The sequence below is a fragment of the Achromobacter sp. 01N37 genome, assembly GCF_056399725.1.
The window spans coordinates 79223-105187 of sequence record NZ_JBFTRX010000007.1 but is presented as its reverse complement, the minus strand read 5'-3'; the positions used below and the strand labels follow the sequence as shown (position 1 = coordinate 105187).

Here is a 25965-nt window from a genome sequence, read left to right as displayed (position 1 = left end):
CCTATGCCCCCTACTCAAGCCATGGAACGCCCTGCGCGCGCGGCCGCGCCGGTTGCGGCAAGCGCCGCCGATGAGTCCCGCGATCTGGTCGATGAAGCCTATTCGACGTTGCTCGACATGATCCAGCTGGGCCAGTTGCCCATCAACCAGCCCTTGCAGGAACGCAATCTGGCCAGTGCGCTGGGCGTCTCGCGCACGCCGCTGCGCGAAGCAATGAGCCGCTTGATTGGCGGCGGCTTCGCGGTGCGCACGGCGCGCGGGCAATTGATCGTGCCCGAGCCCACGCTGCGCCAGTATCTTGAGATCTTTCAAATGCGCCTGCTGCTGGAAGGCGACGCAGCCGCCGCCGCCGCCACGCGCATGACGCCCGAGCAGGCCGCCGCGATTCTTGAGCAGGTCAGCGAGATCAAACGCCGCCAGCATTCCACTCATGAAGAGAATCACCGCGTCGACAACCTGCTGCACGACAGCATTGCAGCAGCCAGCGGCAACCGCTTGATGGCGCAGGCTATTCACGACCTGCGCATCAAGGCGCGCTGCTTTGATCAGAACGGCGCGCCCGAACGGCTGATTCCCTGTTGCGATGAGCACATGGATGTTCTGCAAGCCATCCTGGACCGCAACCCGGAGGCCGCGCGCGCGGCCATGCAGCGGCACCTAAGCAATGTGCGCGTGGGCTTGGTGGCGCGGCACACCGAACTCTAGGGTGCATTCCCCATTCCGCTTTCCGCCTTCCGAACATTCCGCCTTCCGAATTTTGCCCCCCACTTCGCCTCTCCGACTCCGCATGCAGCCTTCGCCCCCCCTCCTCATCATCATGAACCCGGTCACGCAGGCCGACCGGGACCAGATCGCCCAGCACTTCGAGGTGATCTTCGCGCCCACGCCGGAACAGTATGCAGACGCCGTGGCCGCGCACGCCGCACGCGTTGACGTCGTTCTGACGATCGGCGCCATCGGCCTGACTGCGCAACAGATCGACGCGCTGCCCAACCTGAAAATGATTTATTCGATGGGCGCGGGCTACGAGAAGATCGACCTGGCGCATGCCAGGCTGCGCGGCGTGCAAGTCGCCAACGGCGCGGGCACCAATGACAGCTGTGTGGCGGACCACGCCATGGGGCTGCTGATTGCCGTCATCCGCGGCATTCCCCGCCTGGATCAGCTCACGCGTCAAGGCGTCTGGCGCACCCAGGTGCCGCTGCCGCCGAACGTGTCGGGCAAGAAGCTGGGCATCGTGGGCTTGGGGGGCATCGGCGAAAAGGTGGCGACGCGGGCACTGGCGTTCGAGATGGAGATCGGTTACTTCAACCGCCGTCCCCGCGCGGGCGCCACGCACCGGTACTTTTCAACGCTGGATGAACTGGCGCAATGGGCCGACGTGCTGCTCGTCGCCATCCCGGGCGGCGATTCGACGTATCACCTGATCAACGCTGATGTCCTCGCGCAGCTGGGCGCGAACGGGTACCTGATCAACATCGCGCGTGGCAGCGTGGTGGACACGGCCGCGCTGGAACGCGCGCTGCGCGAACAAACGATTGCCGGCGCGGCGCTGGATGTTTACGAAGGCGAACCGCAGTTGCCCGCAGGGCTGGCGGATCTGACCAACCTGGTGCTGACGCCGCATGTGGCCGGCTGGTCGCCCGAGGCCATGCAACTGATGGTGGACAAGTTCCTGGAAAACGCCCGCCGCCTGTATGCCGGGGAACCGCTGCTTACCCCGATTTAAGACATCGGTGTGACGGCATTACGCCAGTGTGGCGCCCATGTAACTACCCAGTTTCAGTTATTTCTAAAATTTGTTACAGGATTTAAAATGTTGCGTAATAATCCGATACAACCGGGCTGACTCAAGAGGAGCAGCCTACGCCTCCCATTAATAGGCTGCTATGAATAAAACCTTCTGCTCCATTTGGAATCCGTCCCTGGGCGCCTGGGTCGCCGCGCCAGAAACCGCAAGGGTCAGGGGCAAGAGCGCTACCCGTGGAGCAGCAGGCCACATCGCAGGGCCACAAACACGCAGCATGCCGCGCAAGCGCAGCCTGGTGGTCGCCATGGCGGCGGTGTGCGGATTATTCGGCTATTTGCCTGCGGCGCAGGCTACGTGCAGCCCGGGATTTAGCACGGGCGCGAGGGTCATCTGCACGGGCTTCGACTTCAGCCTCAATTCGTTCGTCAGCAATATGGATGTCACGGTGGCCTCCGGCGCGGAGGTCAACGTGATACTGGGCGATCCAAGTGCCTTGACGTTGAGCGGCAACAACACACGGTTTACTAACCTCGGCACGGTTCAGCCGTCGGGGAACCCCAGCACAATGTTGGCCTCTGGCGTCACCATCGGGAATGCCAACAACAGCATTGTGAGCGTCACAAACCTGGGAGTTATCAAAGGTACCGTGGGGGTGCTGGGCGTCAACCTGCCTACTGTTCAGGGCGTGGCGCTGAATATCCAGAACGGCGCCTTCGGCACCACGACGGTCACCAATTCGGGGACCATTTCATCGATGCCCCTGCTGGGGATTTCTATGGCGACCGCCGATGCGCCTGTCGTGGCGATCTCGGGCGGCGGCCAGGTCAGCATGACGAACACCGGCACCATTGCCGGCCGCGTGGCGTTCGAAGCATCGGCGGGCGGCAACGAATTCACCAACACCGGCACAATCGCGGGCAGCGTGTCTCTGGGCGCCGGGAAAGGCCCGAACCAATTCACCGCGATTACGGGCTCATGGGTGGATCAAGGCGCCGGCATGATGGATGCCCTTCCGGTTCAGAACTCGACAATGGCGTTCGCGAAAGCCGGCCTGGTCGATGGCGGCGTGGGCGGCAACAACACCCTGACGCTGCAAAACGCCATCGGTGGCGGTTCCGGCACAGCCGGTTCGGGCAGCATTTCCTCCGCCAACTACGTCAACTTCAACAACCTGATCGTCACCAGCGGCACGTGGAACCTGTCCGGCCCGGTCCTGACAGGCACCACCACCACCACGCTCAATGGCGGCCGGCTGACCGTCGACAACGCAGCGGCGCTGGGCCCCGGCGCGGTGACCGCCAACGGCGGCGACTTGCTAGCGGGCGCGTCGAGCCTGACCCTGAGTAATGCGGTGGTGTTGGCCCCCGGTGGCCTGACCGTATCCGGTAGCAACGCGCTCATCCTCGGTGGCGTGCTATCGGGTGCGGGCAGCTTGACCAAGAGCGGATTGGGCACCCTGGCGCTGCAGGCCGACAACACCTACGCAGGGACCACCACCGTGTCGGGCGGCATCCTGCAACTCGGAACCGGCGGCACGACGGGCAGCCTTGGCTCGGGCGCCATCGTGAACAATGGCCAGGTCGCCCTGGTCCGTTCCAACAACGCAACGCTCAGCAACGCCTTCAGCGGTGCCGGCACCATCGTTAAAAATAGTACTGGCGTTGCGTCATTGACTGGCGATAGCAGCGCCTTTACGGGCTCAACGACCGTGTCCAGCGGCGGACTGACCGTCTCGAATAAGTTAGGCGGCGACGTCACCGTGTCTCCCGGCGCCACGCTAGCGGGTTCCGGCACGATCAGTGGAAACGTTGGCGTGTCGGGCGGCACCTTGCAAGGGACGCAAGGCCAGACATTGACGATCGGTGGCAATCTGAACGCATCGGACGTCCAGATCAATGTGGCATTGGGCGCTGCGGGGTCATCTGCCGCCTTGTTCGATGTGGGCGGCTCCCTGACCCTCAACAATGCCACCCTGAATGTGACGGATCTGGGCGGACTCGGCACAGGTGTCTACAACCTGTTCAACTACGGCACGACGGCGATTGGCTCAGTGGGCTACGGGTCGATGCCCACCGGGGTCAGCGCGGGCAATCTGACGCTACAGTTCCTCTGGGGCAAGATCAATCTGGTGTCCACCGTCGGCACGGTGTTTGACTACTGGGATGGCGACACCGCCGGCTCGCACACCAACGGCGCCGTCAACGGCGGTTCGGGCGTCTGGAACGCCAGCAACAGCAACTGGACCACGTCCGATGGCGCGACGAACGGCACGTTCACAACGCCGTCCTTTGCCACGTTCAAGGGAGCGGCGGGCGTCGTGACCGTGGATGCCAGCGCGGGCGCAATCGGCGTCAAAGGCATCACGATCGGCACGGACGGCTACGTCATCGAAGGCGATTCCATCGCGATGCAAGGCGGCAGCCAGACGACGATAGGGGTCGGCAACGGCACCCCGGCCAGCAGCGCCTTCACCGGCACCATCAACGCATCACTGACCGGTGCAAGCAAGCTGTTCAAGTCCGACTACGGCACCCTGGTGCTGGGCGGCAACAACACCTACACCGGCGGCACCGACATTCAGTTCGGCACGCTGTCGGTCTCGGCCGACAACAACCTGGGCGCCGCCAACACCGGCGTGGCCATGGTCGGCGGCACGCTGGCCACCACGGCCAGCTTCAACACCAACCGCAATATCGCGCTGACGCAAGACGGCGCCATCAACGTCGCGACTGGCACGCAGCTGGGCCTGACCGGCACCGTATCGGGCTCGGGCGCTCTCATCAAGCAGGGCGCTGGCACGCTGGAGCTGACCGGCGCCAACACCTACGGCAGCACGCGTGTGCAAGCCGGCACGCTGATCGGCAACAGCGCATCCATCCGCGGCGATTTGCAGAACGCCGGCACGGTCATCTTTGATCAAACGTGGGATGACAGCGTGTCCGGCATGCTGCTCGGCACCGGCGCCATTACCAAGCGCGGCGCGGGCATATTGACGCTGAATGGCCTGAACACGCTGAACTGGAACATCGAGCAAGGCACGCTCGTCAGCGACGTGACCCGGTACTCGGCCAACGCCACCATCGGCGCTGCCGGCACCCTGCGCTTCAACCAAGCCACCGATGCCGACTACGCGGGCAAGTTGTCCGGCAGCGGCACATTCGAGAAGACCGGCGCGGGCATGCTGAGCCTGAACGCGGACAGCAGCGCGTTCACCGGCACGACGAACGTCACGAGCGGCACGCTGATCGTCACCAACAAACTCGGCGGCGATGCGAATGTGACCAGCGGCCGCCTGCATGTGAACGGCACCTTGAGCGGCAACGCCGCCATTGGCAACAACGTCATCCTGTCTGGCGCCGGCACCATCGGCCAGAACGTCACGTTGACGGGCGGCATCCTGCAAGGCACGCAAGGCAAAACGTTGAAGATCGGCGGCGACCTCACGCTGGATAGCGCCAGCCAGGTCAACGTGGCGCTGGGCCGCGCCCCGGCCAACGCGCTGTTCACTGTGGGTGGCAACCTGGCCTTGGCTGGCACGCTGAACATCACCGACCAGGGCGCATTCGGCGCGGGCGTGTACCGCCTGTTCGACTATGGCGGCGCACTGACCACCAACACGCTGGCCATCGGCACCGCCCCCACCGGCATCACCGCCAATGACTTGCGCATCCAGACCGCGGTCAACGGCCAGGTCAACCTGATGTCCACCGCGGGCGCCACACTGAGCTTCTGGGACGGGAGTAACACCGCGCGGCGCGATAACGGCGTCATCGACGGCGGCGCGGGCACGTGGCGCACGGATGGGCTGAACTGGACCAACGCAGACGGCACCCTCAACGGCCGCTTCCAACCCAACCCGACTTTCGCGGTGTTCCAAGGCACGGCAGGCACGGTATCTGTCGATGCGACGGCCGGCGGCGTGGCTGTGACGGGCATGCAGATCGCGATCAGCGGTTACCGCATCGAAGGCGATCCGATTGCATTGGCGGGCGGCGCGGAAACCATTTTGCGCGTGGGTTCGGGCGTGGCGTCCAGCTCGGCCACCTCCGGCACCATCGCCTCCAGCCTGACCGGCGCGAGCAAGCTCGTGAAGGCCGACTACGGCACGCTGGTGCTGGCAGGCAGCAACACGTACACGGGTGGCACCGAAGTTCGCGCGGGCACCTTGTCCGTGTCGTCCGACGCGAATCTGGGCGCGGCCGCAGGCGGGTTGACGTTCAATGGCGGCGCGCTCGCCACTACGGCAAGCTTTGATTCCGCGCGCGCCGTCACGCTGACGCAGGCCGGCGCCATCACGGTGGCGGCAGGCACCTCACTGGGCTTGCAAGGCGCCATCGGCGGCACGGGCACCCTGCAAAAGCTGGGCGCAGGCACCTTGACGCTGACGGGCGCCAACAGCTACGGCAACACGCAAGTGCTAGCCGGCACGCTCGTGGGCGATGCGGCCTCTGTGCGAGGCGACCTGGCGAACGAAGGCTCCGTCGTGTTCAAACAGGCCACCGATGCCAGCTACGCCGGCTATATCTCCGGCAACGGTTCGATGGTCAAGCAAGGCGCGGGCGAATTGACGTTGACCGGCATCAGCGGTCAGAACTGGCGCATTGATGCGGGCATCCTTACGGCTCGCGCAGGACGCTACACCGGCAATACGATGATTGCCTCGGGCGCGACGTTGCACTTTGATCAAACGGCGGGTTCCTCTTACGACAGCGTGCTGTCTGGCGCAGGCCAGCTCACCAAGACCGGCACGGGCGCGCTGACGCTGACGGCCGACAGCAGCGCCTTCACCGGCAGCACCGACGTGCAAGCCGGCACGCTGATGGTGTTGAACAAGCTGGGCGGCGATGCTTCGATCACGGGCGGGCTTCTGTACATTACTGGCGAGCTGGACGGCAATGCGGCGATCAGCGGTGGCGGCACGCTGTTCAACGGTGGCCGTATCACGGGCAACGCCACGCTGGCAGGCGGCGTGCTGCTCGCCGAGCAAGGCTCCCAGCTTTCCATTGACGGCGACTTGACCCTGGATAGCGCCACCCAGGTCAACGTATTCCTGGGCCGCGCGCCCACCCCGGCCTCGGCCTTGTTTAATGTGGGCGGCAACCTGACCTTGGCCGGCACCTTGAACGTGACCGATAGCGGCGGGTTTGGCGCGGGCATTTATCGCCTGTTCGACTACGGCGGCAACCTGGTGGACAACGGCTTGACCGTGGGCGCCACGCCGGCTGGCGTCGCCGCCGGCGCGCTGACGCTGCAAACCGCGGTGCGTGGCCAGGTCAACCTGGCGTCAACGTCCGGCGCCACGCTGAGCTTCTGGGACGGCAGCAATACCGCCCGCCACGACAACGGCGTTATCGACGGCGGCTCGGGCACGTGGCGCGCCGATGGCCGCAACTGGGCCAACATGGACGGCACGCTCAACGGCGTGTTCCAGCCCAACCCCACGTTCGCCATCTTCCAAGGCACGACAGGCACGGTCACGGTCGACAACTCGGCCGGCGCAATCGGCGTCACCGGCATGCAGATCGTCACTGACGGCTATCGCATCCAAGGCGACGACATCGCGCTGCAAGGGTCTGGCGGCGAGAGCATCATCCGCGTGGGCGCGGGATCAAGTGCGGACGCCGCCACGACCGGCACCATCGCATCCCGCCTGACCGGCGCCAGCAAGCTGGCCAAGACCGATTACGGCACGCTGGTGCTGACCGCAGACAACACCTACACCGGCGGCACCGATGTGCGCCTGGGCGCCTTGTCGGTGGCGAAGGACGCGAACCTGGGCGCAGCCGCAGGCGGCCTGACGCTAAGCGGCGGCGTGCTGGCCACGACGGCCAGCTTCGATACGAACCGCGCGGTGTCGATCACGCGATCGAGCGGCATCGATGTGGCGTCCGGCACGACGTTCGGCCTGGCTGGCGCCATCACTGGCAGCGGTGACGTAACCAAGACCGGCGCGGGCATGCTCACCGTGTCGGGCGACGGCAGCGCCTACACCGGCAACGCGCTGGTGCAATCGGGCGTCTTGAACATCGCGTCAGCCGGCAAGCTCGGTGGCACGCTGACGCTGGCCAACGGCGCGCTGCTGCAAGGCGCGGGCCAGGTGGGCGCGACCACGCTGCAAAGCGGTGCGATTCTTGCGCCGGGCAACGTCAACGGCACGCTGAACGTCGCGGGCGACCTGACGTTCATGCCGGGTTCGGTCTACCAAGTGGCGGCTGACCCGGCCTCGTCCGCCAGCGCGCGCGTGGTGGTGAGCGGCGTGGCGAATCTTGCCGGTTCCGTCGTGCACGTCGGGCCGGAAGGCGGCTTTGAAAGCACGCGTCAGTACACGATCCTGACGGCGGGTTCCATCAACGGCCAGTTCAACACCGTGTCGTCCAACTACGCGTTCCTGGACCCGGCGTTGCGCTACGGCGCGCAAGACGTCACGCTGCAACTCGGCCGCAAGCAAGTGCAAGGCGACCCGGCAACGCCTAGCCGTCCGATCGCGTTCGCGGACGCCGCACGCACCGGCAACCAGCGCGCCGTGGCCAACGCGCTGGACAGCCTGCCGTCGGGCAATGCGCTGCACGAGTACATCCTGACCTTGCCGGAAGGCGCACCCGCTGCCGCCTTCAACAGCCTGTCGGGCGAAGCGCACGCCAGCGTGGCGTCCAGCCTGATGGGTTCCATCAACACCGTGCGCACGCTGCCGCTGTCGCACCTGCGCGCCAACCTGAACGCGGGCATGCGCCCTGGCGCACCGACGGCGCAAGCCGGCGGCACGCTGTCCGCATCCGCCCTGCCCTCGTCCAACGCGCAGCCCGCCTGGGCGGAGCTCGTGGGCAACTGGCAAACGCAGAACGCCACCGACAACACTGCGCAAGTCCGTCAGCACACCGGCGGCGTCTTCGCCGGCGCTGACCATGCGGTGGGCAACGGCTGGCGCGTGGGCGGCGCGGTTGGCTACACCGACAGCAAGATCCGCGTTGACGACCTGGCCTCGAAGGCGGACGTGTCCGGCTACAGCGCGTCCATCTACGGCGGCAAGTCGTTTGACGCGGGCGCGGGCAAGCTGAACCTGCTGGTCGGCACGTCCTACACCTGGCACGACGTCAACACGGAACGCTACGCGACGGTTGCTGGCGCATCGCAAAAGCTCACCGCCGACTACGGCGCCAGCACCACCCAGCTCTTTACCGAACTGGGCTATGCGATGCCCTTGTCCGATCGCACCACCCTGGAACCCTTCGCGGGCGTGGCGTGGAGCGATCTGCGCAGCCGCAGCTTCCAGGAGACGGGCGGTTCGGCAGCCTTGACCGGCCAGAGCAGCAGCGACAAGCAAACCAGCAGCACGCTGGGCGTACGCGCGCAAACGGACTTCACGCTGGCCGGCGCCGAAGGCCGCCTGCGCGGCACGCTGGGCTGGCGCCATGCGTTTGGCGACGTGTTGCCGCAGTCCACCATGGCGTTTGACGGCGGTCAGGCGTTCACCGTGGCGGGCGCGCCCATCGCGCGCAACGCGGCGGTGGCGGAGCTGGGCGCGGAAGTGGCCGTGTCGCGCAATGCGTCGCTGGGCTTGAACTACAGCGGCCAGTACGGCGGCGGCAACCGCGAACATGCGGGGTCGTTGAACGTGCGCTGGCGCTATTGAGGCCCGCTGCGATGTGAAGAAAGGGACGCCAATGGCGTCCCTTTTTTTGTTGTGCTGCCCCTACCGCTTGGCCGCCTGCAATACCTCGATGAAGGCGCGGTTGAACGCCGGGATGTCGTCCGGCTTGCGGCTGGAAACCAGAACGCCATCCACCACCACTTCCTGATCCACCCACTCGGCGCCGGCATTCTTCAGGTCGTCCTGCAAGGACGGCCAACTGGTCATCTTGCGGCCCTTGACCACGCCTGACGAAATCAGCAGCCATGCGCCGTGGCAGATCACCGCCACGGGCTTGCCGGCGTCGAACATCGCGCGCACCAACTCCTGCGCCTTGGGGTGCATGCGGATTTCATCGGCGTTGACCACGCCACCGGGCAGCAGCAGCGCGTCGAACACCTCGGGTTCGGTGGCGGCCTGCAAGAACGTCAGGTCAACCGGAAATCGGTCGCCCGGCTTGTCGTGATGCATCCCCAGAATCGGGTCGGTGCGCGCCGACACCAGCACGGTGCGCGCGCCTTCCGCCTGAAGGCTGTGGCGCGGCCCCGTTAATTCGACTTGTTCAAATCCGTCGACGGCCAGCATCGCGACGTTGAGATCGTTAAGTGTTCCCATGGTTGTTCCCTGTGTTGGTTGAGACCTGTGCGCAGGGCTTTCAGCAATCGCCATGCCACGGCCGGCAGGCACCGCACGCTCAGGCACGCGGCTTGCTGTAGTGCCCGAGCCCGTCACCACGGACCCTTCCCTTTCCCCCTCCACTCTTTAATCGTTGTGGTATTGCTCAACCGCCGAGACTGCCATGAACTCGCCCGAACTTCTCCCTCTACCGTCGACTGCGGTCGGCAACATCATCACCGTCCGCCTTGCGCCGCAAGTCACCGCGGCTGCGTCCGCCCCGACGCCGCAAGCGGCCAACGACAGCGTGCTGACGGATGTTCGCGTCGGCGCGATGCTGCCGCCGATCAGTGTCCCGGCCATCCCGATTTCCCTGCATCCGAAAGCCCCCCGCCCGTTGCGGGTACCGCCAGCCATTGCGCTGGCGGTTGCATTCTGGATGCTGGGCAGCGCCATATTATTGACGCTGGCCCTGGCCTACCGTTTCGTTTCCTGACGGCGCGGCGACAGGGGTGACGTCATGCCGACGCCGCCCCTTTTTCCGCTGCACCGGCAACGCGAATCCGGTTATCCACATCCTGCACGCCCACGCACGCATCCGCGCAATCTTCGATGCGATGCTTGGTGCGGCGATCCCGCACGGTGCCTTCCAGCGTGACGCAGCCATCCGCCACGGCCACCGACACATCGCTCACATCCAGACCGCTGTGCGCCAGGTGTTCGCAGACGTTTTCGCGCACGCGTTCGTCGGTGCGCGTATAGCCTTTGGGGTCGGTGCGCCGGGAGCCGCGATCCCGCCATGCCGTCGGCCCGCGGTTGTAGCCGCCGCGCTCGGCGGTTTCAAAAGACGCCTCGGGTTCATCCGCCCATTGCGGACGGTCGCCGTAGTAACCGCCTTCGTCGTCGCCATAAGAAGTGGGGCCGCTGTACGTCGGCTGGCGCGATCCGTACACCTGCTCGCGCTGGTAGGACGGGTCTTGGCCGCTGAAACCGCCGTAGCTGCTTTGGCCGGGGTCGGCGCTGCGGCTGCGCACGCGGTCACGTGTTTCGCGCGTACCCGGTGCGCGGCTTGTGCCTTCGCCCTGGTAGCCGAATGAGGGCGCCAGGTCACGCCAGGGTTCCTGGTTGCCGGCGTGTTGCTGCCTGCGCGCATCCCAGGCGGGGTCACGCGGCGCTTGCCCGCCCTGCCGTCCCCGTTGCTGCGCCTGGCGGTAGGGGTCGCGGGCCTGCGGGGCGCTCGCGTCGTGGCCGACATTGCGGTTGAAATCATCCTCGTCGTCACGCCACGGATATCGTTGGTCACGGTTCATGTTCAGCCTCCTCAAAGTGGGTGTGCTGCCGCGCCTGCGCAGAGGTTCCGCGCGGGCGCGCTCAGCCATTCGCGCAGCAAGTGGTGTGCCGGACGGCCGGCGAAGACAACGCACGAACCCGGCGCTTCGGCTTTCACGCACCGTGCGTCCGGCAGTTCTTACAAGCCGGGTAAGAAGTACCGCGATGGGCTGCGGCTTCAGCGGGTTTTCCGGGGCTGATTCCACCCTTCCCGCAGCGCGCTGGCGAAGCCGCCCTCCACGCGCGAATAGGGACGTGCGCTGGTCGTGACCCGTGGCAGGCTCGTCCAGGCGATACGCGCGCCGCCTTCTTCCAGCTTGTCGACCAGCGCCTGATCTTCACTGCACGACAGCGCGGCGAAGCCGCCGATGCGCCGGTACGCGTTTGCCTCGATGCCCAGGTTGGCGCCGTGTACGTGGCGGTGTCCATCGCGGTCCTGGTAGTGCTGCGCAAACCGCTTTCGCGCGGATGCCGCGTGAACACCATGCGCGGCCCAGCCCGACACGGCAACCGTGCCGCACACGACTTCCGCCTCCAGGGAAAGCTGGTCCACCAGCCAGGCGGCCGACACGCGGGTGTCTGCGTCGGTAAAGGCCAGCCACCGCGCGCCGGCGTCCAGCAGATGCTGCGCACCCAATGCGCGCGCCACGCCCACGTTGCGGGCTTGAATGCTCAGGCAATGGACGGGCCAGGCGGCAGATACGGTGGCGGTGCGGTCGCGGCAATGGTCCAGCACCACCACAATTTTCACCGGCTCCGCGCGCAGGCCGGGATGCTGCGCCGCCCGGGTGACGGCGCGCAAACAGGTGGCGATGGCCTTCTCTTCGTTGTGCGCGGGGATGCAGATTCCGATCATGGCTCGCTTCCTAGGATTGCCTGCGCCAAAGATCCAGGCGGAATGCGTCTTCGCGATGCTGCGCTTGGGCGGTGAGTCCGGGCAGCGCCGCCATCGTGTCATGGATGACATCGGTGGACTGCACGCGGTCATTGAAGTCCGGGCGCCAGTGGCAGGCGATCAGCTCGCCGCCGCTGGCCAGCGACGAATCCACCGCATTCAGGAATTGGGTCAACGCCGCATCATCCAGGTAGTACGCCAGCTCAGACACCACGATCAGATCGAAACCGCCCGGCGGTATCGGCGGCCATTCCCAGGGCAAGTCCAAGGCCATGACGTCGACATGGCGGATGCCGTCGGCGGCCAGACGCGCGCGGCAACGGCCGATGGCCGCGCTGGCCACATCCACCGCGCACAGGCGCGCACAACGCGGCGCCAAACGGCGCGTCATCTCGCCGTTGCCGCAGCCCGGCTCGAACGCATGCAGATAGTTTTCGCGGCCCAGCGTGGCCAGCAACAGTTCGCGCTTGCGGCGTTCATACCAGGCGCTGGCCACATGCCAGGGGTCGGCATGCGCGCGGTACAGATGTTCGAAATGATGCGTGTCTATAGCGCCCATGGGGTCTCCTGCTTGAGGACGGCGGCGCCATGCGCCGCCTGATCACGTTCGGCATGGCTTTGCCGGATGAATACCGGCAGGTCGGCCATCACCTGCGCAAACGCGGCGTTGCGGCAGAGCGGCCCCGCGCCCAGCGCACGGCCCGCGCGTTCCAGCACCTGCGCCGCGGCCGACTCCACGGCCAGACGAGCGCGGGCGCACGACAACGCGCAAGCGTCGCGAGGATGCGCGTCGATATCGGCGGCGGCCTCGCGCAGCACCGCGCGCGCCTGAACCATGGCGACATCGATTGCGCCCAGATGCGCCAGCCGATGCGTATCCGCAGAACCGCCGGGTAGTGCGGCAAGCAGGGTATTTGCCACCCGGGTCATGCCGCCGTACCAACACGCCGCCACCCCCGCGCCGCCATGCAGAAAGCCCGGGCGATGCACGTAAGCGCCGGGCGGGCCAATCAGTGTTGCCGACGCGTTGTCGAACACCACATCGACGCTGCCTGACGCCCGCATGCCCACCGCGTGCCAGCCTTGGTCCGTGATGGTGACGCCCGGCTGGTCCAGCGCCACCGCAGCCAGGCAAGGCTCGCCCGCCGGGTTCCAGCCGCTGACCAAGGCATGCGTCAATGCGCCCGCACCAGAGCACCACGCCTTGGTACCGCGCAACATCGCGGAACCGGCCGGCCCGGGCACGATGGCCAGCCGATGGCCGGGCGGTTCCGCGCACCACACGCCCCACAGGCGGGAGCCGGGTTCGCCCGCAGGCGCCGACAATTCGGCCAGGATGGCGAGCGCGTCGGTGTGCCCTTCGAAGAGTTTGGCCAGGCTGAGGTCCGCCGCCGCGACACACGCCAGCACCTGCCAGCGGCCCAGCGTGTCGCCCCCGCCCGGCAGCGGAAGTTGGTCATGCCCGTGGTCCACCAACGCGCGCAACCAAACGCCGGGGTCGACCGGCGCGTGCGCATCGGCCAGCAACTGGCTGATGGAATGCAACGGAGATTCCAACAGGGAGACAAAGCCGGGGCGGTCAGTCATGGCGGGCGGGTAGCGGGGTGAGGTGTGCCCCGATACAGCAAGCCTCGTGCCTGAGGCAGAACCGCTGCTGCACGCGGAAGGAATCAGGGCGAGCCGGGCGAATCGGGCGGGATGCGCCCCAACGGCACCGCGGCGCCCTCCACGCACGCCACCAGCCCCGCGCCTGGCTCCCAGCCCACCGCATGCCCGCCCGTGAAATCCGAGAAGGCCGGCAGCACCGTGATACCCGGCCGCATCCAAAACGCCGGCCAACTGCGCGGCACACCGGGAATGCGCGTCTTGGGATGCACGTGGCCCGCAATCACATGACGGCCTTGCGAATCAGGCTGCGGCAGATGGCGAAACAGGAACGGGCCATCGGCTTGCGCCTCGCCCAATTCGCGCATGCCCAACGCCGCGCCATCCAACGCGCGGTCGTGATTGCCCGTCAGCACCGCCACGTCCAGCGCCGCGTGCGCCTGCCGCCACTGCAACCATGCGTCACGCCAGGCGGCTTGCGACGCCGGGCCATGCAGCACGTCACCCACAATCCACAATTCGCGCGCCGCCGTCGCCAAGACCAATGCCGCCAGACGCTGCAAGTCTTCCTGCGTCGCGCCGCGTGGCACGGCGATGCCCGCGCGGCGGAACACATGGCTTTTCCCCAGGTGCAAGTCCGCGATGATCAACCGCGAACGCGCGGGCCAGAACAGGGCGCGCTCGCCCAGCAACACGACGGCCTCACCCGCCAGCACGATGTTCAACGCACCCTCACGCGATTCGGGCATAGCGCTTTTCCAGTTGTTCGGCGGCGCGGCGCACGCGGGCCTGCCAGGTCTCGGTGCTGAGCTGGCCGCGCAGGCTTTCCGTCCACAGCGGAAACGACAACGGCGTCAACGCGCGCGGTTCCGTCAGCGCCAGCGTTCGCGCCTGGCAATCGCGCAACGCCGCCATCAGACGCGGCGCTTCCAGCTGCAATTCGAAGACCTCGCGCTCTGCCTGCGCCAGCAATAAGTGGTCGGGATCGTAGCGGCGTAATACGTCGTAGAGCAGACCACTGGACGCTTGCACCTGCCGCAACGAACGCGCGGCGCGGCCCGGCAAGGACGGCGTCAACAGGCCCGCGACTCGTGCAATTTCGCGGAACTGGCGGCGCGCCAGTTCGCCCAGGTTGACGCCATCACGCAAGTCATCCGCCATGTCATCCGGGCTGAGCAATTGCCGCAGCAAGGCGCCATCCAGCGCAGCCGGTTCGGCCAGCGTCAGCATCAGGCCGTAGTCATTGACGGTGTAGGAAAACGTGTTCGCCTGCCGCCTGCCCCAACGCAACGCCAGCATTGCCGCCATGCCTTCGTGCACCGCCCGGCCCGCAAATGGGAACAGGAACAGATGCATGCCGCGCCGCGTGCCGATGCGTTCGGCCACCAGACGCCCGGGTTGCGGCAACGCGCTGGCCTGCTCCTGAATGCGCAGCAGCGGCTCGACTGCGCGCATTTCAGGGTGCGCGCCGGGCTCGGTATACAGGCTTTGCACTTCGCGCGCCAATTGCGTGGACAAGGGCATGCGCCCGCCCTGCCAGGTGGCAACCGGCCCATCGCCGCCCTTGGCCCGCCGAACGTAAGCCGTCATGCCTTCCAGCCTGACGAGTTCCAGCGTGCGGCCCGCGAACTGAAAGCGGTCGCCAGGACGCAGACGCGCCAGAAACCCCTCTTCCACCGACCCCAGGCTGCCGCCGCGCAAGTACTTCACCGACACCGCCCCATCGGCGGTGATGGTGCCAATGGACAAGCGATGGCGCAACGCGATGCGACGGTCATGCACGCGGTAGCAGCCGTCGTCATCGCGCACCACGCGATGAAAGTCGGGGTACTTGGCCAGCGCCCGGCCGCCTTGCACAATGAAGTCCAGCACGGCTTGCCACGTGGCCGCGTCCAGCCCGGCGTACGCGTGCGTGCCGCGCACTTCCTGGTACAGCTCGTCCCGGTCGAATCCCCCGCCCAGCGCCAGCGTCACCGCATGTTGCGCCAGCACGTCCAGGCTGCCCTGCGGCGGCGTGCGCGATTCGATTTCCCCTCGCGCGATGGCCTGACGTGCGGCGGCATATTCAATCAGCTCCAACGCCTGCGCCGGCACGCAGATGACGTGGCCCGATTCCCCCGGCCGATGTTTGGCGCGCCCGGCGCGTTGCAGCAGGCGCGCGACACCTTTGGGGCTGCCAATCTGCAACACCTGATCCACGGCGGGAAAGTCCACGCCCAGATCCAGGCTGGACGTCGCCACCACGCAGCGGATGGCGCCATCGCGCAAACCTTGCTCAGCCGCCGCACGCAGGCGGGGGTCCAGCGAGCCGTGGTGCAACGCCAGCGTGGACAGGTCTTCCGGCCAGATGGATTCCAGCGCCCGATGCCATAACTCTGCCTGCGCGCGCGTGTTTGTAAACAGCAACGACGCGCGCACATCGAACAAGCGCTTGAATACGCGCGGCAACTGCGACAAGCCCAGATGCCCCGCCCACGGCAAGCTGGCGTTGCGCTCGGGCAGCAAGGTCGTGACGGTAATCTTGCGAGGCCGTGCGCCCGCCACCAGCGGGCTGTCCGGCGCGCGGGGCAGCAACACCGCACGCGCTTCTTCCAGGTTTCCCAAGGTGGCCGACAAGCCCCACGTACGCGCGGCCGGAGACAAACGCGCCAGCCGCGCCAGGCACAGCTGCAACAGCACGCCGCGCTTATTGCCCAGCAGCTCGTGCCATTCATCGACGACGATGCAGCGCAACGCCCGAAAACGGCTGGACGCGTCCGCGTAGGACAGCAGCAGCGCCAGCGACTCGGGCGTGATCACCAACACCTGCGCCTTGCCCTGTCGAGCCAGCCGTTTGTCGCGCGCGCTGGCGTCGCCGGTGCGCATGGCGACGGCCCAATCCAGGCCCAGTTCCGCTGACGTTTGCGCCAACGCGCGTGCGGTATCCGTCGCCAGTGCGCGCAACGGGGTTATCCACAGCACCTGCGGCCCGCTGCCCGCCGCGGGCGGCTCGTCGCGTTGTTGCGCCAACGCTTCCAGCAAGGGTCCGCCAAACGCCGCAAGCGTTTTACCGCTGCCGGTGGGCGTGTGCAGCAGGCCCGATTCGCCGGCCAGATAGCGCCGCCAGGTCTCACGCTGAAACGCCGCAGGCTTCCAGCCGCGCGCGGCAAACCATGCGATCAGCGGCGCATCGCGGCCCCGAGGCCCGGCACTCATCGCGCCAACGCCTTCAGCGTGTCCAGCTGATCCGCCTGATCGGCCGGCTTGTCATGGCGCCAACGCAGAATGCGCGGAAAGCGCACGGCCACGCCGGACTTGTGGCGCTTGGACAGATTGACGCCTTCAAAGCCCAGCTCAAAAACCTGCACAGGTTCCACCGAGCGCACCGGGCCGAAGCGCTCACGCGTGTGCGCACGCAGCCAGCGGTCCAGCTCCAGAATTTCCTTGTCATCCAAACCGGAATACGCCTTGGCGATGGGCACCAGCGCATCGCCCTGCCACAGTCCGAAGGTGTAATCGGTGTACAGCGTGCTGCGCCGGCCATGGCCCGACTGCGCATACAGCAGCACGGCGTCGATGGTGAGCGGGTCGATCTTCCACTTCCACCAATCCCCGCGCCGCCGGCCGCTTTGATACGCTGCGTTGCGGCGCTTCAGCATGAAGCCTTCGACGCCGCGCTCGCGGGATTCGTCGCGCAGCGCCCCGGCCTCGTCCCAGTTCGCCAGGTTCACAAGCGGCGACAGGCGCAGGCGCGGGTCAGGATGCCGCAGCAACAGGGCTTCCAATTGGCGGCGGCGTTCGGCCTGCGGCAGGTCGCGCAGATCAGTGCCGTTCAGCTCCAGCAAGTCGTACGCCAGCATGCGCACCGGCGCCTCGGCCAGCCATTTTGGCCCAGGCTTCAAGCGCTGAATGCGGGTCTGCAACGCCGAGAACGGCATGGGCTCGGCGGTGTCGTCCTGCCAGGCCAGCAGCTCGCCATCCAGCACGCAGTCCACATCCAGCGCAGCGGCGGCGGACTCCACTTCGGGGAAACGGCCATCCAGCCGTTCCTCACCGCGCGACCACAACGCCACTTCACGATGACGCCGGATCAACTGCGCGCGGATGCCGTCCCACTTCCATTCCACCAGCCAGTCGTCGATGGCCCCGAGCGCGGCGGGCGCACCTTCCAGCGGCGAGGCCAGAAAGAAAGGGTACGGCTGTTGACGGTCGCCCGGCAGTTCGTCGGCGCTAAGCAGATCGCGCAGGAACGCGGGGCTGGGCGCCCAGGCGCCCAGCATGCGCTGCGCGATGCGCGCAATCGGCACGCCCGACATTTCCGCCAGCGCCTGTTGCACCATGCGTTGCGACACGCCCACGCGTAGCGCACCCGTCAAGAGCTTGTTGAAGACCAGACGTTCGTCGAAGGGCAAGCCCAGCCAGGCATTGACGATGACATCGCGGCGCTCGGCCTCGTCGCGATTGGCGATGGGCACCAGCACCTCTTCAATCCAGTCGGCCAGCCCGCGTTCGGGCGCGGCTTGGGTGGGGTCGGGAATCAGCAACGCCAAAGTTTCCGCCAGATCGCCCACCTGGTCGTAGCTGGCATCGACCAGCCACGGCGCGGTATCGGACGCAGTGGCTGCCCATGCGCGCATCTCACCGACCGCCGCAATCTTGCGGCGCGCGCTGGTGACCTTGCCCCCCGCCAGCAGATACAGCGCCCACACGGCGTCGCGCGGCGGCGCATCGCGGAAGTACGCCACCAGCGCCGCCCGCTTATCCAAGGTGGCCGTGCTGCGGTCCAGTTCCTGATACAACGCCGCGAATCGCTTCATGCTGGGGTCCGTCTCCCGGGGTGATGGTCAGCGCCGTCAGTCATCCTCGCCATACTGCGTGGCCAGCGTATCGGCCGCCACGCCGCCTTCGTTCAACGTGCGCACCAGCGCGTCGGTATCGCCGTGCGTGGCAATCACGCGGCGCGCGCCGGTCTCGTGGATGGTGCGCAGCAGATCCGGCCAATCCGCGTGGTCAGACACCACAAAGCCACGGTCCATGTTGCGACGGCGGCGGTTGCCGCGCAGCCGCATCCAGCCCGACGCAAAGCCGTGCTGCGCCTTGCGAAAGCGCCGCAGCCACGCACTGCCGGCCGCCGATGGCTGCGCCAGGATCAGCTCCCCAGCAAACCCCGTGCCTGCCGCCGCCGACTTGCCGCCGTCTTCCATGACGAGCCGGGTGTCGGCCATGCCGATGCCTGCGCGGCGGTACACGTCCACCCCGGCCGCAATGGCGCCGTGCAAGAACACCGGCCGGTCGATAACGGGCTTCAGCTCGGCCAACACGCGCTGCGCCTTGCCCAGCGCGTAGCAATACAAGATGGCGGCCTCGCCGCGCGCGGCGCAGTGGTCGCGCCATTGGACGATGTCACGCGCCACATCGGCGGCGCTGGGCCAGCGGTAGATCGGCAGGCCGAAGGTCGCCTCGGTGATGAAGGTGTCGCAGGGGACCACTTCGAAGGGGCTGCACGTGGGGTCGGGCTGCCGCTTGTAATCGCCAGACACGACCCAGACCTGGCCGTCCACTTCGATGCGCACTTGCGCCGATCCCAACACGTGGCCGGCCGGATGCAGCGACACCCGCGCGTCGCCCAGCACAAAGGCTTCGCCATACCCATGCACGCGATAGTCCTGGTCGCCCAGGCGCCATTGCAAAATGGGCAGCCCTTCGGCGCTGGTGTGATAGCAGCCCATGCCCACGCGGGCGTGGTCGCCGTGGCCGTGGGTCAGCACCGCCACGTCAACGGGACGCCAGGGGTCGATATAGAACCGCCCGGCGGGGCAATACAGCCCTTCCGGACGCAATTGCACGATGTCACGCATGGCTTGCTCCCGATGCACCGCAGCAAACGCCGCAGCCAGTGGAAAAAACGTTATACCGCGAAGCCGCCGAAACCTTCCGACGTGGAAATTAAAGTTCGGTTTCAGACGCCAAACGGGATAACAAGTAGCGTCGAAATCGCAACTTTCATGCCGAGCGGCCGCGCGCCATTCGGCCAGGCCACCGACAAAAGGATCTGAACGTGCCCGACCATCCGCCCGCCTCCGCCTCAGCGGACCCCCTGGCTTTTCTTGCCGGCGGCGGCCAGACCGGCGCGCTCATCCGCGCCCACGATTGGGCGGGGTCGGAGCTGGGTTCACCGGAAGGCTGGCCGCTAAGTTTGAAGACGGCGCTTCGGATCATGCTGACCGCGCGCCAGCCTATTTGGATCGGGTGGGGGCCGGACCTGCTGTTCTTCTATAACGATCCTTATCTGTCCATCATCGGCGGCAGGCATCCGGCCGCCATGGCGCAACCGACGCGCCTCGTGTGGCACGAAATCTGGCCGTACATCGAGCCGCTCTTGCAAACCGCCATGGCGGACGCGGAAGGCACTTACGAAGAGCGCAAGCTGCTCATCATGGAACGCAACGGGTATCCGGAGGAAACCTACTACACGTTTCGTTCAGCCCCGTGCCGGGCGACGACGGCGTCACCCGCGGCATCATCTGCGTCAACAGCGACGAAACCCGCCGCGTCATCGCTGACCGCCAGCAGAACCTGCTGCGCGAATTGGCGATCGCCATGCCGCAGTCAGCCACGTGGCGCCAGGCCTGCGCGCTCAGCGCCCAGGCCTTTGCCGCCAACCCTTACGACATCCCTTTCGCCATGCTCTACGCCGTGGACTCGGGCACCGGCACGGCCGAGCTGGTGGGCGCCTACGGCATCGAGCCCGACGGCCCTGGTGCGCCACAGGCCCTGCCGCTGGACGGCGGCGCGTGGCCCTGCGGCGAGGCGCTACGCGCGGGCGCGCTGCTGCTGGTCGCCGACCTGGCCGCTCAGTTCGGCGGGCAGCTCCCCAATACGGTATGGGACCGGCCCGCCGCCCAAGCGGTGCTGATCCCCATCCTGCCCTCCAGCGAAGGCGAACCCGCCTGCCTGCTGATCAGCGCGCTCAATCCGCTGCGCCTGTTCACGGACGACTACCGCGAATTTCTGACGCTCGCCGCGGCGCAGATCGGCGCGTCAATCCGCTACGCCCGCGCCTACGAACACGAACGCGCGCGGGCGCAGGCGCTGGCCGAAGTGGATCACGCCAAGACTGCATTCTTCTCGAACATCAGCCACGAATTCCGCACGCCGCTTACCTTGATGCTGGCGCCGCTGGAAGACATGCTGACCGACCCCGACATGCCGCCCCGCCTGCAAGGCGCGATGGAGATGGCGAACCGCAACGGCCAGCGCCTGCTCAAGCTCGTCAACACGCTGCTGGACTTCTCGCGCATCGAGGCGGGCCGCGTGAAGCTGGACCTGCGCGCCACCGAGATCTCTGCGTTCACCGCGGACCTGGCCTCGCTGTTTCAGTCATCGCTTGAAAAGGCCGGGCTGACGCTGGACGTAGACTGCCCGCCCCTGCCGCGCGCCGTCATGCTGGACCGCGATATGTGGGAAAAGGTGATCCTGAACCTGCTGTCCAACGCGTACAAATTCACGTATCGGGGCGGCGTGCGGATTGCGTCCAGCGTGTCGCCCGATGGCGAAACCGCCGTCGTGGAAATTTCCGATACGGGCATGGGCATTCCCGAAAGCGAATTGCCGCGTGTGTTCGACCGCTTTCATCAGGTGGAAGGCGTGCATGGCCGCAGCATCGAGGGCAGCGGCATCGGGCTGGCGCTGGTCCAGGAATTCATGCGCTTGCAAAACGGATCGGTCGCTGTCGCCAGCACACCGGGCGTCGGCACGACCTTCACGCTGCGCCTGCCGCTGGGGCCGGCGCTGGACATCGCAGCGGCATCCAGCGCCATCGCCCCTGGCGTGATGCACGCGCTGTCACGCAACTACATCGATGCGGCCGATTGGGACGCGCCGGCGCTGGACGACACGGCGCTCTCCCCGACTCAGACTCAGACTCAAACCCAGACCCAGACCGATCACCTGGGCACGATTCTGGTTGTGGACGACAACGACGACATGCGCGCCTACATCTGCCGCGTGCTGCGTACCGCGCACTACCGTATCCACACCGCCAAGGATGGTGAAGCCGCGCTTGCCCACGTGCGCCAACACCGGCCCGACCTGGTGTTGTCCGACGTCATGATGCCGCGGCTGAACGGCTTCGGCCTGCTTGCCGCACTGCGCCAAGACGCCGCGCTGCGCACCATACCCGTGCTGCTGCTGTCCGCACGCGCGGGCGAAGAAGCCTCGGTCGAAGGCTTGCGCGCGGGCGCTGACGATTATCTGATCAAGCCCTTTTCCGCGCGCGAATTGCTGGCGCGCGTCAGCAGCAGCCTGCGCCTGAACGCGCTGCGCCAAGAAACGGAAAAGCGTTTGGCTGAAGAAGCCCGCACGCTTGAGCTGCGCGTGAATCAGGCCATCGCCGAGCGCGACCGCTTGTGGGAACACAGCGACGATCTCTTCGTCATTGCCGATAGCCAAGGGCGGATGCTGCGGCTGAACCCGTCCTGGACGCGGCGCCTGGGCCATCCCGACACGGCACTGGTGTTCCAGCGATACGACGCCCTGCTCCATCCTGACGACCTTGCCCAAGCGCAGGCGCAGTTTCATGCGCTGCGCGGGGGCACGCGCAGCCTGCGGGCCGAGCACCGGCTGCGCACGGCAGATGACGAATGGCGGTGGATGGCGTGGATGTGGTCGTTCGACGCCGAGTCGGACAGCATTCACGGCGTGGGCCGCGACATCACCGCTGACAAGGTATCCGCACAAACGCTGCACGAAACCGAAGAGGCGCTGCGCATGGCGCAGAAGATGGAAGCGCTGGGCAAACTTACCGGCGGTGTCGCGCATGATTTCAACAACCTATTGCAGGTGATTGGCGGCAACCTCCAGTTGCTTAACCGCAGTCTGGCCGGTGATGAACGCGCCCAGCAACGCACGCGCAACGCCATGGCCGGCGTTGAGCGGGGCGCGAAGCTGGCGTCGCAACTGCTGGCGTTCGGCAGGCGGCAGCCGCTGGCGCCCAAAGTCGTCAACCTGGGCCGCTTCCTGCGCGGCTTTGACGACATGCTGCGCCGCGTGGTGGGCGACGGCGTCGAAGTGGAAACCGTGATTTCGGGAGGGCTGTGGAACACGCTCGTCGACCCCTACCAAGTCGAGAACGCGCTGCTCAACCTGGCGATCAACGCGCGCGACGCCATGGAGGGGCACGGCAAGCTCACCATCGAGGCCGGCAACGCACAGCTGGATGACGACTACGCCGCGCGCCACGCCGAAGTGCGCGCCGGCCAGTACGTGATGCTGGCCGTCAGCGACACCGGCTGCGGCATGGACAAGGAACTGGTGCTGCGCGCGTTCGAACCCTTCTTCACCACCAAACCCGAAGGCCAAGGCACCGGGCTGGGCTTAAGCATGGTGTATGGCTTTGTCAGGCAGACGGGCGGCCACGTCAAGATCTATAGCGAACCCGGCATGGGCACGACGGTGCGCCTCTACCTGCCGCGTGCCAATCAGGCGGAAGACCAGATCACGGAATTGGATGCCAGCGACGCCGAAGGCGGCGATGAAACGGTGCTGGTGGTAGAAGACGATGAAGACGTGCGCACCACGGTCGTCGAGATGCTGGCAGACCTGGGCTATCGCGTGCTGAAGGCCGCCGACGCGCAAAGCGCCATGTCCATCATCGAAAGCGGCGTCAACGTCGACCTGCTGTTCACCGACGTCGTCATGCCCGGCCCCTTGCGCAGCCGCGACGTAGCGCTGCGTGCCCGCGCGCGCCTGCCCCGGCTGGCCGTGCTGTTCACGTCCGGCTACGCCGACAACGCCATCGTCCACGGCGGACGGCTGGATGAAGGCATCGAGCTGCTGTCCAAGCCCTACACCGCCGCCACGCTGGCGCGCAAACTGCGCCAGGTGCTGCGCGCACGGCCGCAGGCTTCGGGTTTGCGTTCAGACACCGCCCTGCCCACCACCGCATTGGCAAAGCGCGTGCTGCTGGTGGAAGACATGGAGGCCGTGCGCCTGACCACCGAAGAAATCCTGGGCAGCCTCGGACATGAGGTGATACATGCCGCAACCGCTGCACAGGCAAGCGAACAGTTATTGCAGCACCATATCGACATCCTGCTGACGGACGTCGGGTTGCCTGATGGCTCGGGCATCGACCTTGCCGTCTGGGCGCGCACCCGCCAGCCAACGCTGGCCGTCGTGTTCTCGTCGGGGCGCGACGTGCTGGCCGACGCCAGTACCCGCGCGGGTTTGAACGGTGTGCATCAATTGCTCAAGCCCTACAGTCCGCAGCAGCTCGAACGCGTCTTCGCGATGCTGGTGCAACCTGCCGGCCATGCGGAGCGCGGGTAATGCGTCATCCCTATCCAAGGAGTCTGCATGCGAACCAAACACATCCTGACCCTCGTCGTACTTGTCGTCGCCGTATCGCTTGCGCTGTCGCTGGTGCCTTGGTAGCGGCAACCTGCTGGCGGCGATGGGGGATGCTATAAGTGCAGCGGCAAATCGACAGGAGCCACGGTGAACGTGACATTGAACGGAAGAATGGGCGGCCCGGAAACCGGCGTTCGGTGCCTGGCCGCCATCGTCATGCTTCGCCCGAAGCTGAAGGCCGCGCTGGCGCCCCTTGCCGTGCCGGGATTGGCAACGCTGGACATCACACTATGGCTGGGCGGCAGCATTTCGGCGTGCGCCGGGCCGGGCGTTGAGGCGTCGGCGAAGTACTACGCCAAGAAAGAAACGCTGGACGTGGTCATCAGCGTGCCGCGCGCGGAGGTCGCCGCGATGGGCGACGCCGCTACGCCGGAGGCCATCGCGGCCTGCGTCGCTCAAGGACTGGAGCAGATGCCGCTGTCAGCCGCCGCTCGGGCGTTGGACCTGCAAGCGATGCGCGAGGCGATCCGCGAGGTGATCCAGCCCGTGGCCCGTCAAGCCGGATCGTAATGCGCCAATAACCTTGCAACGGCATCGCGCAACGCGAGCTTGATCATGCGCGCCTCGGGGTCGTCATCATCGGGCTGGGCATTACGCACGTGGCGGTCGCGCACGGGTGCGCTCAGATGCATCACCTGCAACGCGGCCGGCCCACCCGCGCGCGGCTGCGTCGCGCTGACGCGAACCGTTTCCGAATGATCAATCTGCCGCACAAGCTCGCGCCCGCCCTCGGCCGTCTCGGAATACTGCGCATGGTTGGAAGGGCTGGGGCCGAATCGCGCGGAAAGTTGCGCCGGCCCGGCGTGGCGCAGCACGGCCGACAGTGTCTCCATGGCCTGTTCAAGTTCGGCCGCGAAACCGTCGTAGACCGCATCGATTGCATCGCGCGGCCGCAGCAACGTCTGTGCATCGGATAGCTCGTCCAGGCGCTCGACGAGCCGTGCAGATCCGCGTGCGTCACGGCGCAGCCAGCGCGGGGCCACAATGGCTTCCAGCGCGTGCGTGGGCGGATAAAAGCGATAACTGCGCCCCTGCCGCGTCATGATGCGGCTGCGATGACGGTCGGCGTCATCAGTCGCCAGCAGATTGATCAGCGGTGGGTCGGTGCAAGCCACGTCATTCCCCGCACCGATCAAACAGTCCGCAAGCAAAGCGCCGCGCACCAGCACCTGACAACGATAGTGTCTGCACAACAGCGCCGACACGTTCAAGCCTTCCGTGAAGGCGTGCTGCCCCGCAGACAACACCATCAAGCCGGCGCGCGCCGGCCCCAGCACGGCGAACATCACGCCGTCTTCCACGCGCACGACTTCCGCATTCAACCCCGCCGTGCACACCCATCCTGCAATCTGCAACGACGGATGATCGGGCAATTGCGCAGGCAACTCCAACGCCAGCGCCGTGACGGGCGATTCCGCCACCAACACCACCCACTGTTTGTCATCACTGACTGGCCGCAACGCCATCGCGGCCTCGTCCAGCAAGTGGTAGTACGGCGCCTTGTCGGTATCTCGAATCCGGCCCAGCAGCGACTGCGCATCCGCGAGATTCAATACGCGGTATGTCTGGCCTTGCCAGGTCACGTGATCCACAACCGGCGCTTGCCGYGCACGCGCGTTCCATGCCTGCTGGGCGTTGGCTTGCACAAGCAGCGCCGCCTGCTGCTCGTCCGCCTGTTCCAACCGCTGGGAACGTTGCTGCTCGCGCCAGCGTTTGCGGGGGACTGCTTCAGGCTTGTTCATCGTCGATTGGGTG

Annotated in this window: 16 protein-coding genes and 1 pseudogene; 7 read left to right on the top strand and 10 right to left on the bottom strand. The window is 66.6% G+C overall.

Annotated features, from left to right (window positions below; translation table 11 throughout):
• Positions 1 to 3 precede the first annotated feature (3 nt).
• From AC1DSJ_RS17365 to AC1DSJ_RS17350, 4 genes and pseudogenes are all read left to right on the top strand, one after another.
• Complete coding sequence (locus tag AC1DSJ_RS17365; RefSeq protein WP_427948824.1) at positions 4 to 705, top strand: GntR family transcriptional regulator; 702 nt, start codon at positions 4 to 6, stop codon at positions 703 to 705.
• Between the two features lie 82 nt (positions 706 to 787).
• A complete protein-coding gene (locus tag AC1DSJ_RS17360) occupies positions 788 to 1729 on the top strand; it encodes a 2-hydroxyacid dehydrogenase (protein ID WP_441371865.1) in 942 nt (313 codons plus the stop codon).
• 160 nt (positions 1730 to 1889) lie between these two features.
• Positions 1890 to 1994 (top strand): annotated as a pseudogene (locus AC1DSJ_RS17355) (ESPR domain-containing protein); the annotation flags it as partial.
• Between the two features lie 30 nt (positions 1995 to 2024).
• A complete protein-coding gene (locus AC1DSJ_RS17350) occupies positions 2025 to 9380 on the top strand; it encodes an autotransporter domain-containing protein (RefSeq protein ID WP_441371924.1) in 7356 nt (2451 codons plus the stop codon).
• A gap of 60 nt (positions 9381 to 9440) precedes the next feature.
• Here the strand turns inward: AC1DSJ_RS17350 and AC1DSJ_RS17345 are convergent, their stop codons facing one another.
• Positions 9441 to 9992 carry a type 1 glutamine amidotransferase domain-containing protein gene (locus AC1DSJ_RS17345; RefSeq protein WP_175170210.1) on the bottom strand — a complete coding sequence of 184 codons (552 nt, stop codon included), beginning with the start codon at positions 9990 to 9992 and terminating at the stop codon, positions 9441 to 9443.
• Positions 9993 to 10176: 184 nt separating this feature from the next.
• On the opposite strand from AC1DSJ_RS17345, the gene AC1DSJ_RS17340 reads away from it, so the two are divergent.
• A complete protein-coding gene (locus AC1DSJ_RS17340; RefSeq protein ID WP_054423002.1) occupies positions 10177 to 10488 on the top strand; it encodes a hypothetical protein in 312 nt (103 codons plus the stop codon).
• A 22-nt stretch (positions 10489 to 10510) separates the two neighbouring features.
• Here AC1DSJ_RS17340 and AC1DSJ_RS17335 read toward each other — a convergent pair whose 3' ends face one another.
• The 8 genes from AC1DSJ_RS17335 to AC1DSJ_RS17300 all read right to left on the bottom strand — a co-directional run bounded on the left by AC1DSJ_RS17335 (position 10511) and on the right by AC1DSJ_RS17300 (position 19658).
• Complete coding sequence (locus AC1DSJ_RS17335; RefSeq protein ID WP_441371864.1) at positions 10511 to 11302, bottom strand: BON domain-containing protein; 792 nt, start codon at positions 11300 to 11302, stop codon at positions 10511 to 10513.
• Between the two features lie 197 nt (positions 11303 to 11499).
• Positions 11500 to 12177, bottom strand: a complete 678-nt coding sequence (locus AC1DSJ_RS17330; RefSeq protein ID WP_441371863.1) for a glycosyltransferase family 2 protein — start codon at positions 12175 to 12177, stop codon at positions 11500 to 11502.
• A 10-nt stretch (positions 12178 to 12187) separates the two neighbouring features.
• Complete coding sequence (locus AC1DSJ_RS17325) at positions 12188 to 12775, bottom strand: class I SAM-dependent DNA methyltransferase (protein WP_054423008.1); 588 nt, start codon at positions 12773 to 12775, stop codon at positions 12188 to 12190.
• Positions 12763 to 13803: an acyl-CoA dehydrogenase family protein gene (locus tag AC1DSJ_RS17320; protein WP_441371862.1), complete on the bottom strand. Its 1041-nt coding sequence runs from the start codon at positions 13801 to 13803 to the stop codon at positions 12763 to 12765. The genes AC1DSJ_RS17325 and AC1DSJ_RS17320 overlap by 13 nt, the downstream gene beginning before the upstream one ends.
• Before the next feature lie 83 nt (positions 13804 to 13886).
• A complete protein-coding gene (pdeM, locus tag AC1DSJ_RS17315; RefSeq protein WP_175170215.1) occupies positions 13887 to 14570 on the bottom strand; it encodes a ligase-associated DNA damage response endonuclease PdeM in 684 nt (227 codons plus the stop codon).
• Positions 14554 to 17016 carry a ligase-associated DNA damage response DEXH box helicase gene (locus AC1DSJ_RS17310; protein ID WP_441371861.1) on the bottom strand — a complete coding sequence of 821 codons (2463 nt, stop codon included), beginning with the start codon at positions 17014 to 17016 and terminating at the stop codon, positions 14554 to 14556. The genes pdeM and AC1DSJ_RS17310 overlap by 17 nt, the downstream gene beginning before the upstream one ends.
• Positions 17013 to 18617, bottom strand: a complete 1605-nt coding sequence (locus AC1DSJ_RS17305) for an ATP-dependent DNA ligase (protein ID WP_441371860.1) — start codon at positions 18615 to 18617, stop codon at positions 17013 to 17015. The genes AC1DSJ_RS17310 and AC1DSJ_RS17305 overlap by 4 nt, the downstream gene beginning before the upstream one ends.
• Before the next feature lie 36 nt (positions 18618 to 18653).
• A complete protein-coding gene (locus AC1DSJ_RS17300) occupies positions 18654 to 19658 on the bottom strand; it encodes a ligase-associated DNA damage response exonuclease (protein WP_441371859.1) in 1005 nt (334 codons plus the stop codon).
• Between the two features lie 631 nt (positions 19659 to 20289).
• Between AC1DSJ_RS17300 and AC1DSJ_RS17295 the strand changes: the two genes are divergently transcribed.
• Both AC1DSJ_RS17295 and AC1DSJ_RS17290 read left to right on the top strand, forming a co-directional pair.
• Positions 20290 to 24129, top strand: coding sequence for a response regulator (locus tag AC1DSJ_RS17295; protein WP_441371858.1), 3840 nt, complete (start codon positions 20290 to 20292; stop codon positions 24127 to 24129).
• A 168-nt stretch (positions 24130 to 24297) separates the two neighbouring features.
• Positions 24298 to 24720: a hypothetical protein gene (locus tag AC1DSJ_RS17290; protein ID WP_346551408.1), complete on the top strand. Its 423-nt coding sequence runs from the start codon at positions 24298 to 24300 to the stop codon at positions 24718 to 24720.
• On the opposite strand, the gene AC1DSJ_RS17285 is transcribed toward AC1DSJ_RS17290, so the two are convergent.
• A complete protein-coding gene (locus AC1DSJ_RS17285; protein WP_441371857.1) occupies positions 24705 to 25952 on the bottom strand; it encodes a hypothetical protein in 1248 nt (415 codons plus the stop codon). The two genes, AC1DSJ_RS17290 and AC1DSJ_RS17285, sit on opposite strands and share 16 nt — an antisense overlap.
• Between the last annotated feature and the right edge of the window lie 13 nt (positions 25953 to 25965).

Excerpts from the sequence above, each read along its gene's own strand:
- AC1DSJ_RS17365 (WP_427948824.1), top strand. The coding sequence starts at position 4 with ATGCCCCCTACTCAAGCCATGGAACGCCCTGCGCGCGCGGCCGCGCCG.
- AC1DSJ_RS17360 (WP_441371865.1), top strand. The coding sequence starts at position 788 with ATGCAGCCTTCGCCCCCCCTCCTCATCATCATGAACCCGGTCACGCAG.
- AC1DSJ_RS17350 (WP_441371924.1), top strand. The coding sequence starts at position 2,025 with ATGCCGCGCAAGCGCAGCCTGGTGGTCGCCATGGCGGCGGTGTGCGGA.
- AC1DSJ_RS17345 (WP_175170210.1), bottom strand. The coding sequence starts at position 9,992 with ATGGGAACACTTAACGATCTCAACGTCGCGATGCTGGCCGTCGACGGA.
- AC1DSJ_RS17340 (WP_054423002.1), top strand. The coding sequence starts at position 10,177 with ATGAACTCGCCCGAACTTCTCCCTCTACCGTCGACTGCGGTCGGCAAC.
- AC1DSJ_RS17335 (WP_441371864.1), bottom strand. The coding sequence starts at position 11,302 with ATGAACCGTGACCAACGATATCCGTGGCGTGACGACGAGGATGATTTC.
- AC1DSJ_RS17330 (WP_441371863.1), bottom strand. The coding sequence starts at position 12,177 with ATGATCGGAATCTGCATCCCCGCGCACAACGAAGAGAAGGCCATCGCC.
- AC1DSJ_RS17325 (WP_054423008.1), bottom strand. The coding sequence starts at position 12,775 with ATGGGCGCTATAGACACGCATCATTTCGAACATCTGTACCGCGCGCAT.
- AC1DSJ_RS17320 (WP_441371862.1), bottom strand. The coding sequence starts at position 13,803 with ATGACTGACCGCCCCGGCTTTGTCTCCCTGTTGGAATCTCCGTTGCAT.
- pdeM (WP_175170215.1), bottom strand. The coding sequence starts at position 14,570 with ATGCCCGAATCGCGTGAGGGTGCGTTGAACATCGTGCTGGCGGGTGAG.
- AC1DSJ_RS17310 (WP_441371861.1), bottom strand. The coding sequence starts at position 17,016 with ATGAGTGCCGGGCCTCGGGGCCGCGATGCGCCGCTGATCGCATGGTTT.
- AC1DSJ_RS17305 (WP_441371860.1), bottom strand. The coding sequence starts at position 18,617 with ATGAAGCGATTCGCGGCGTTGTATCAGGAACTGGACCGCAGCACGGCC.
- AC1DSJ_RS17300 (WP_441371859.1), bottom strand. The coding sequence starts at position 19,658 with ATGCGTGACATCGTGCAATTGCGTCCGGAAGGGCTGTATTGCCCCGCC.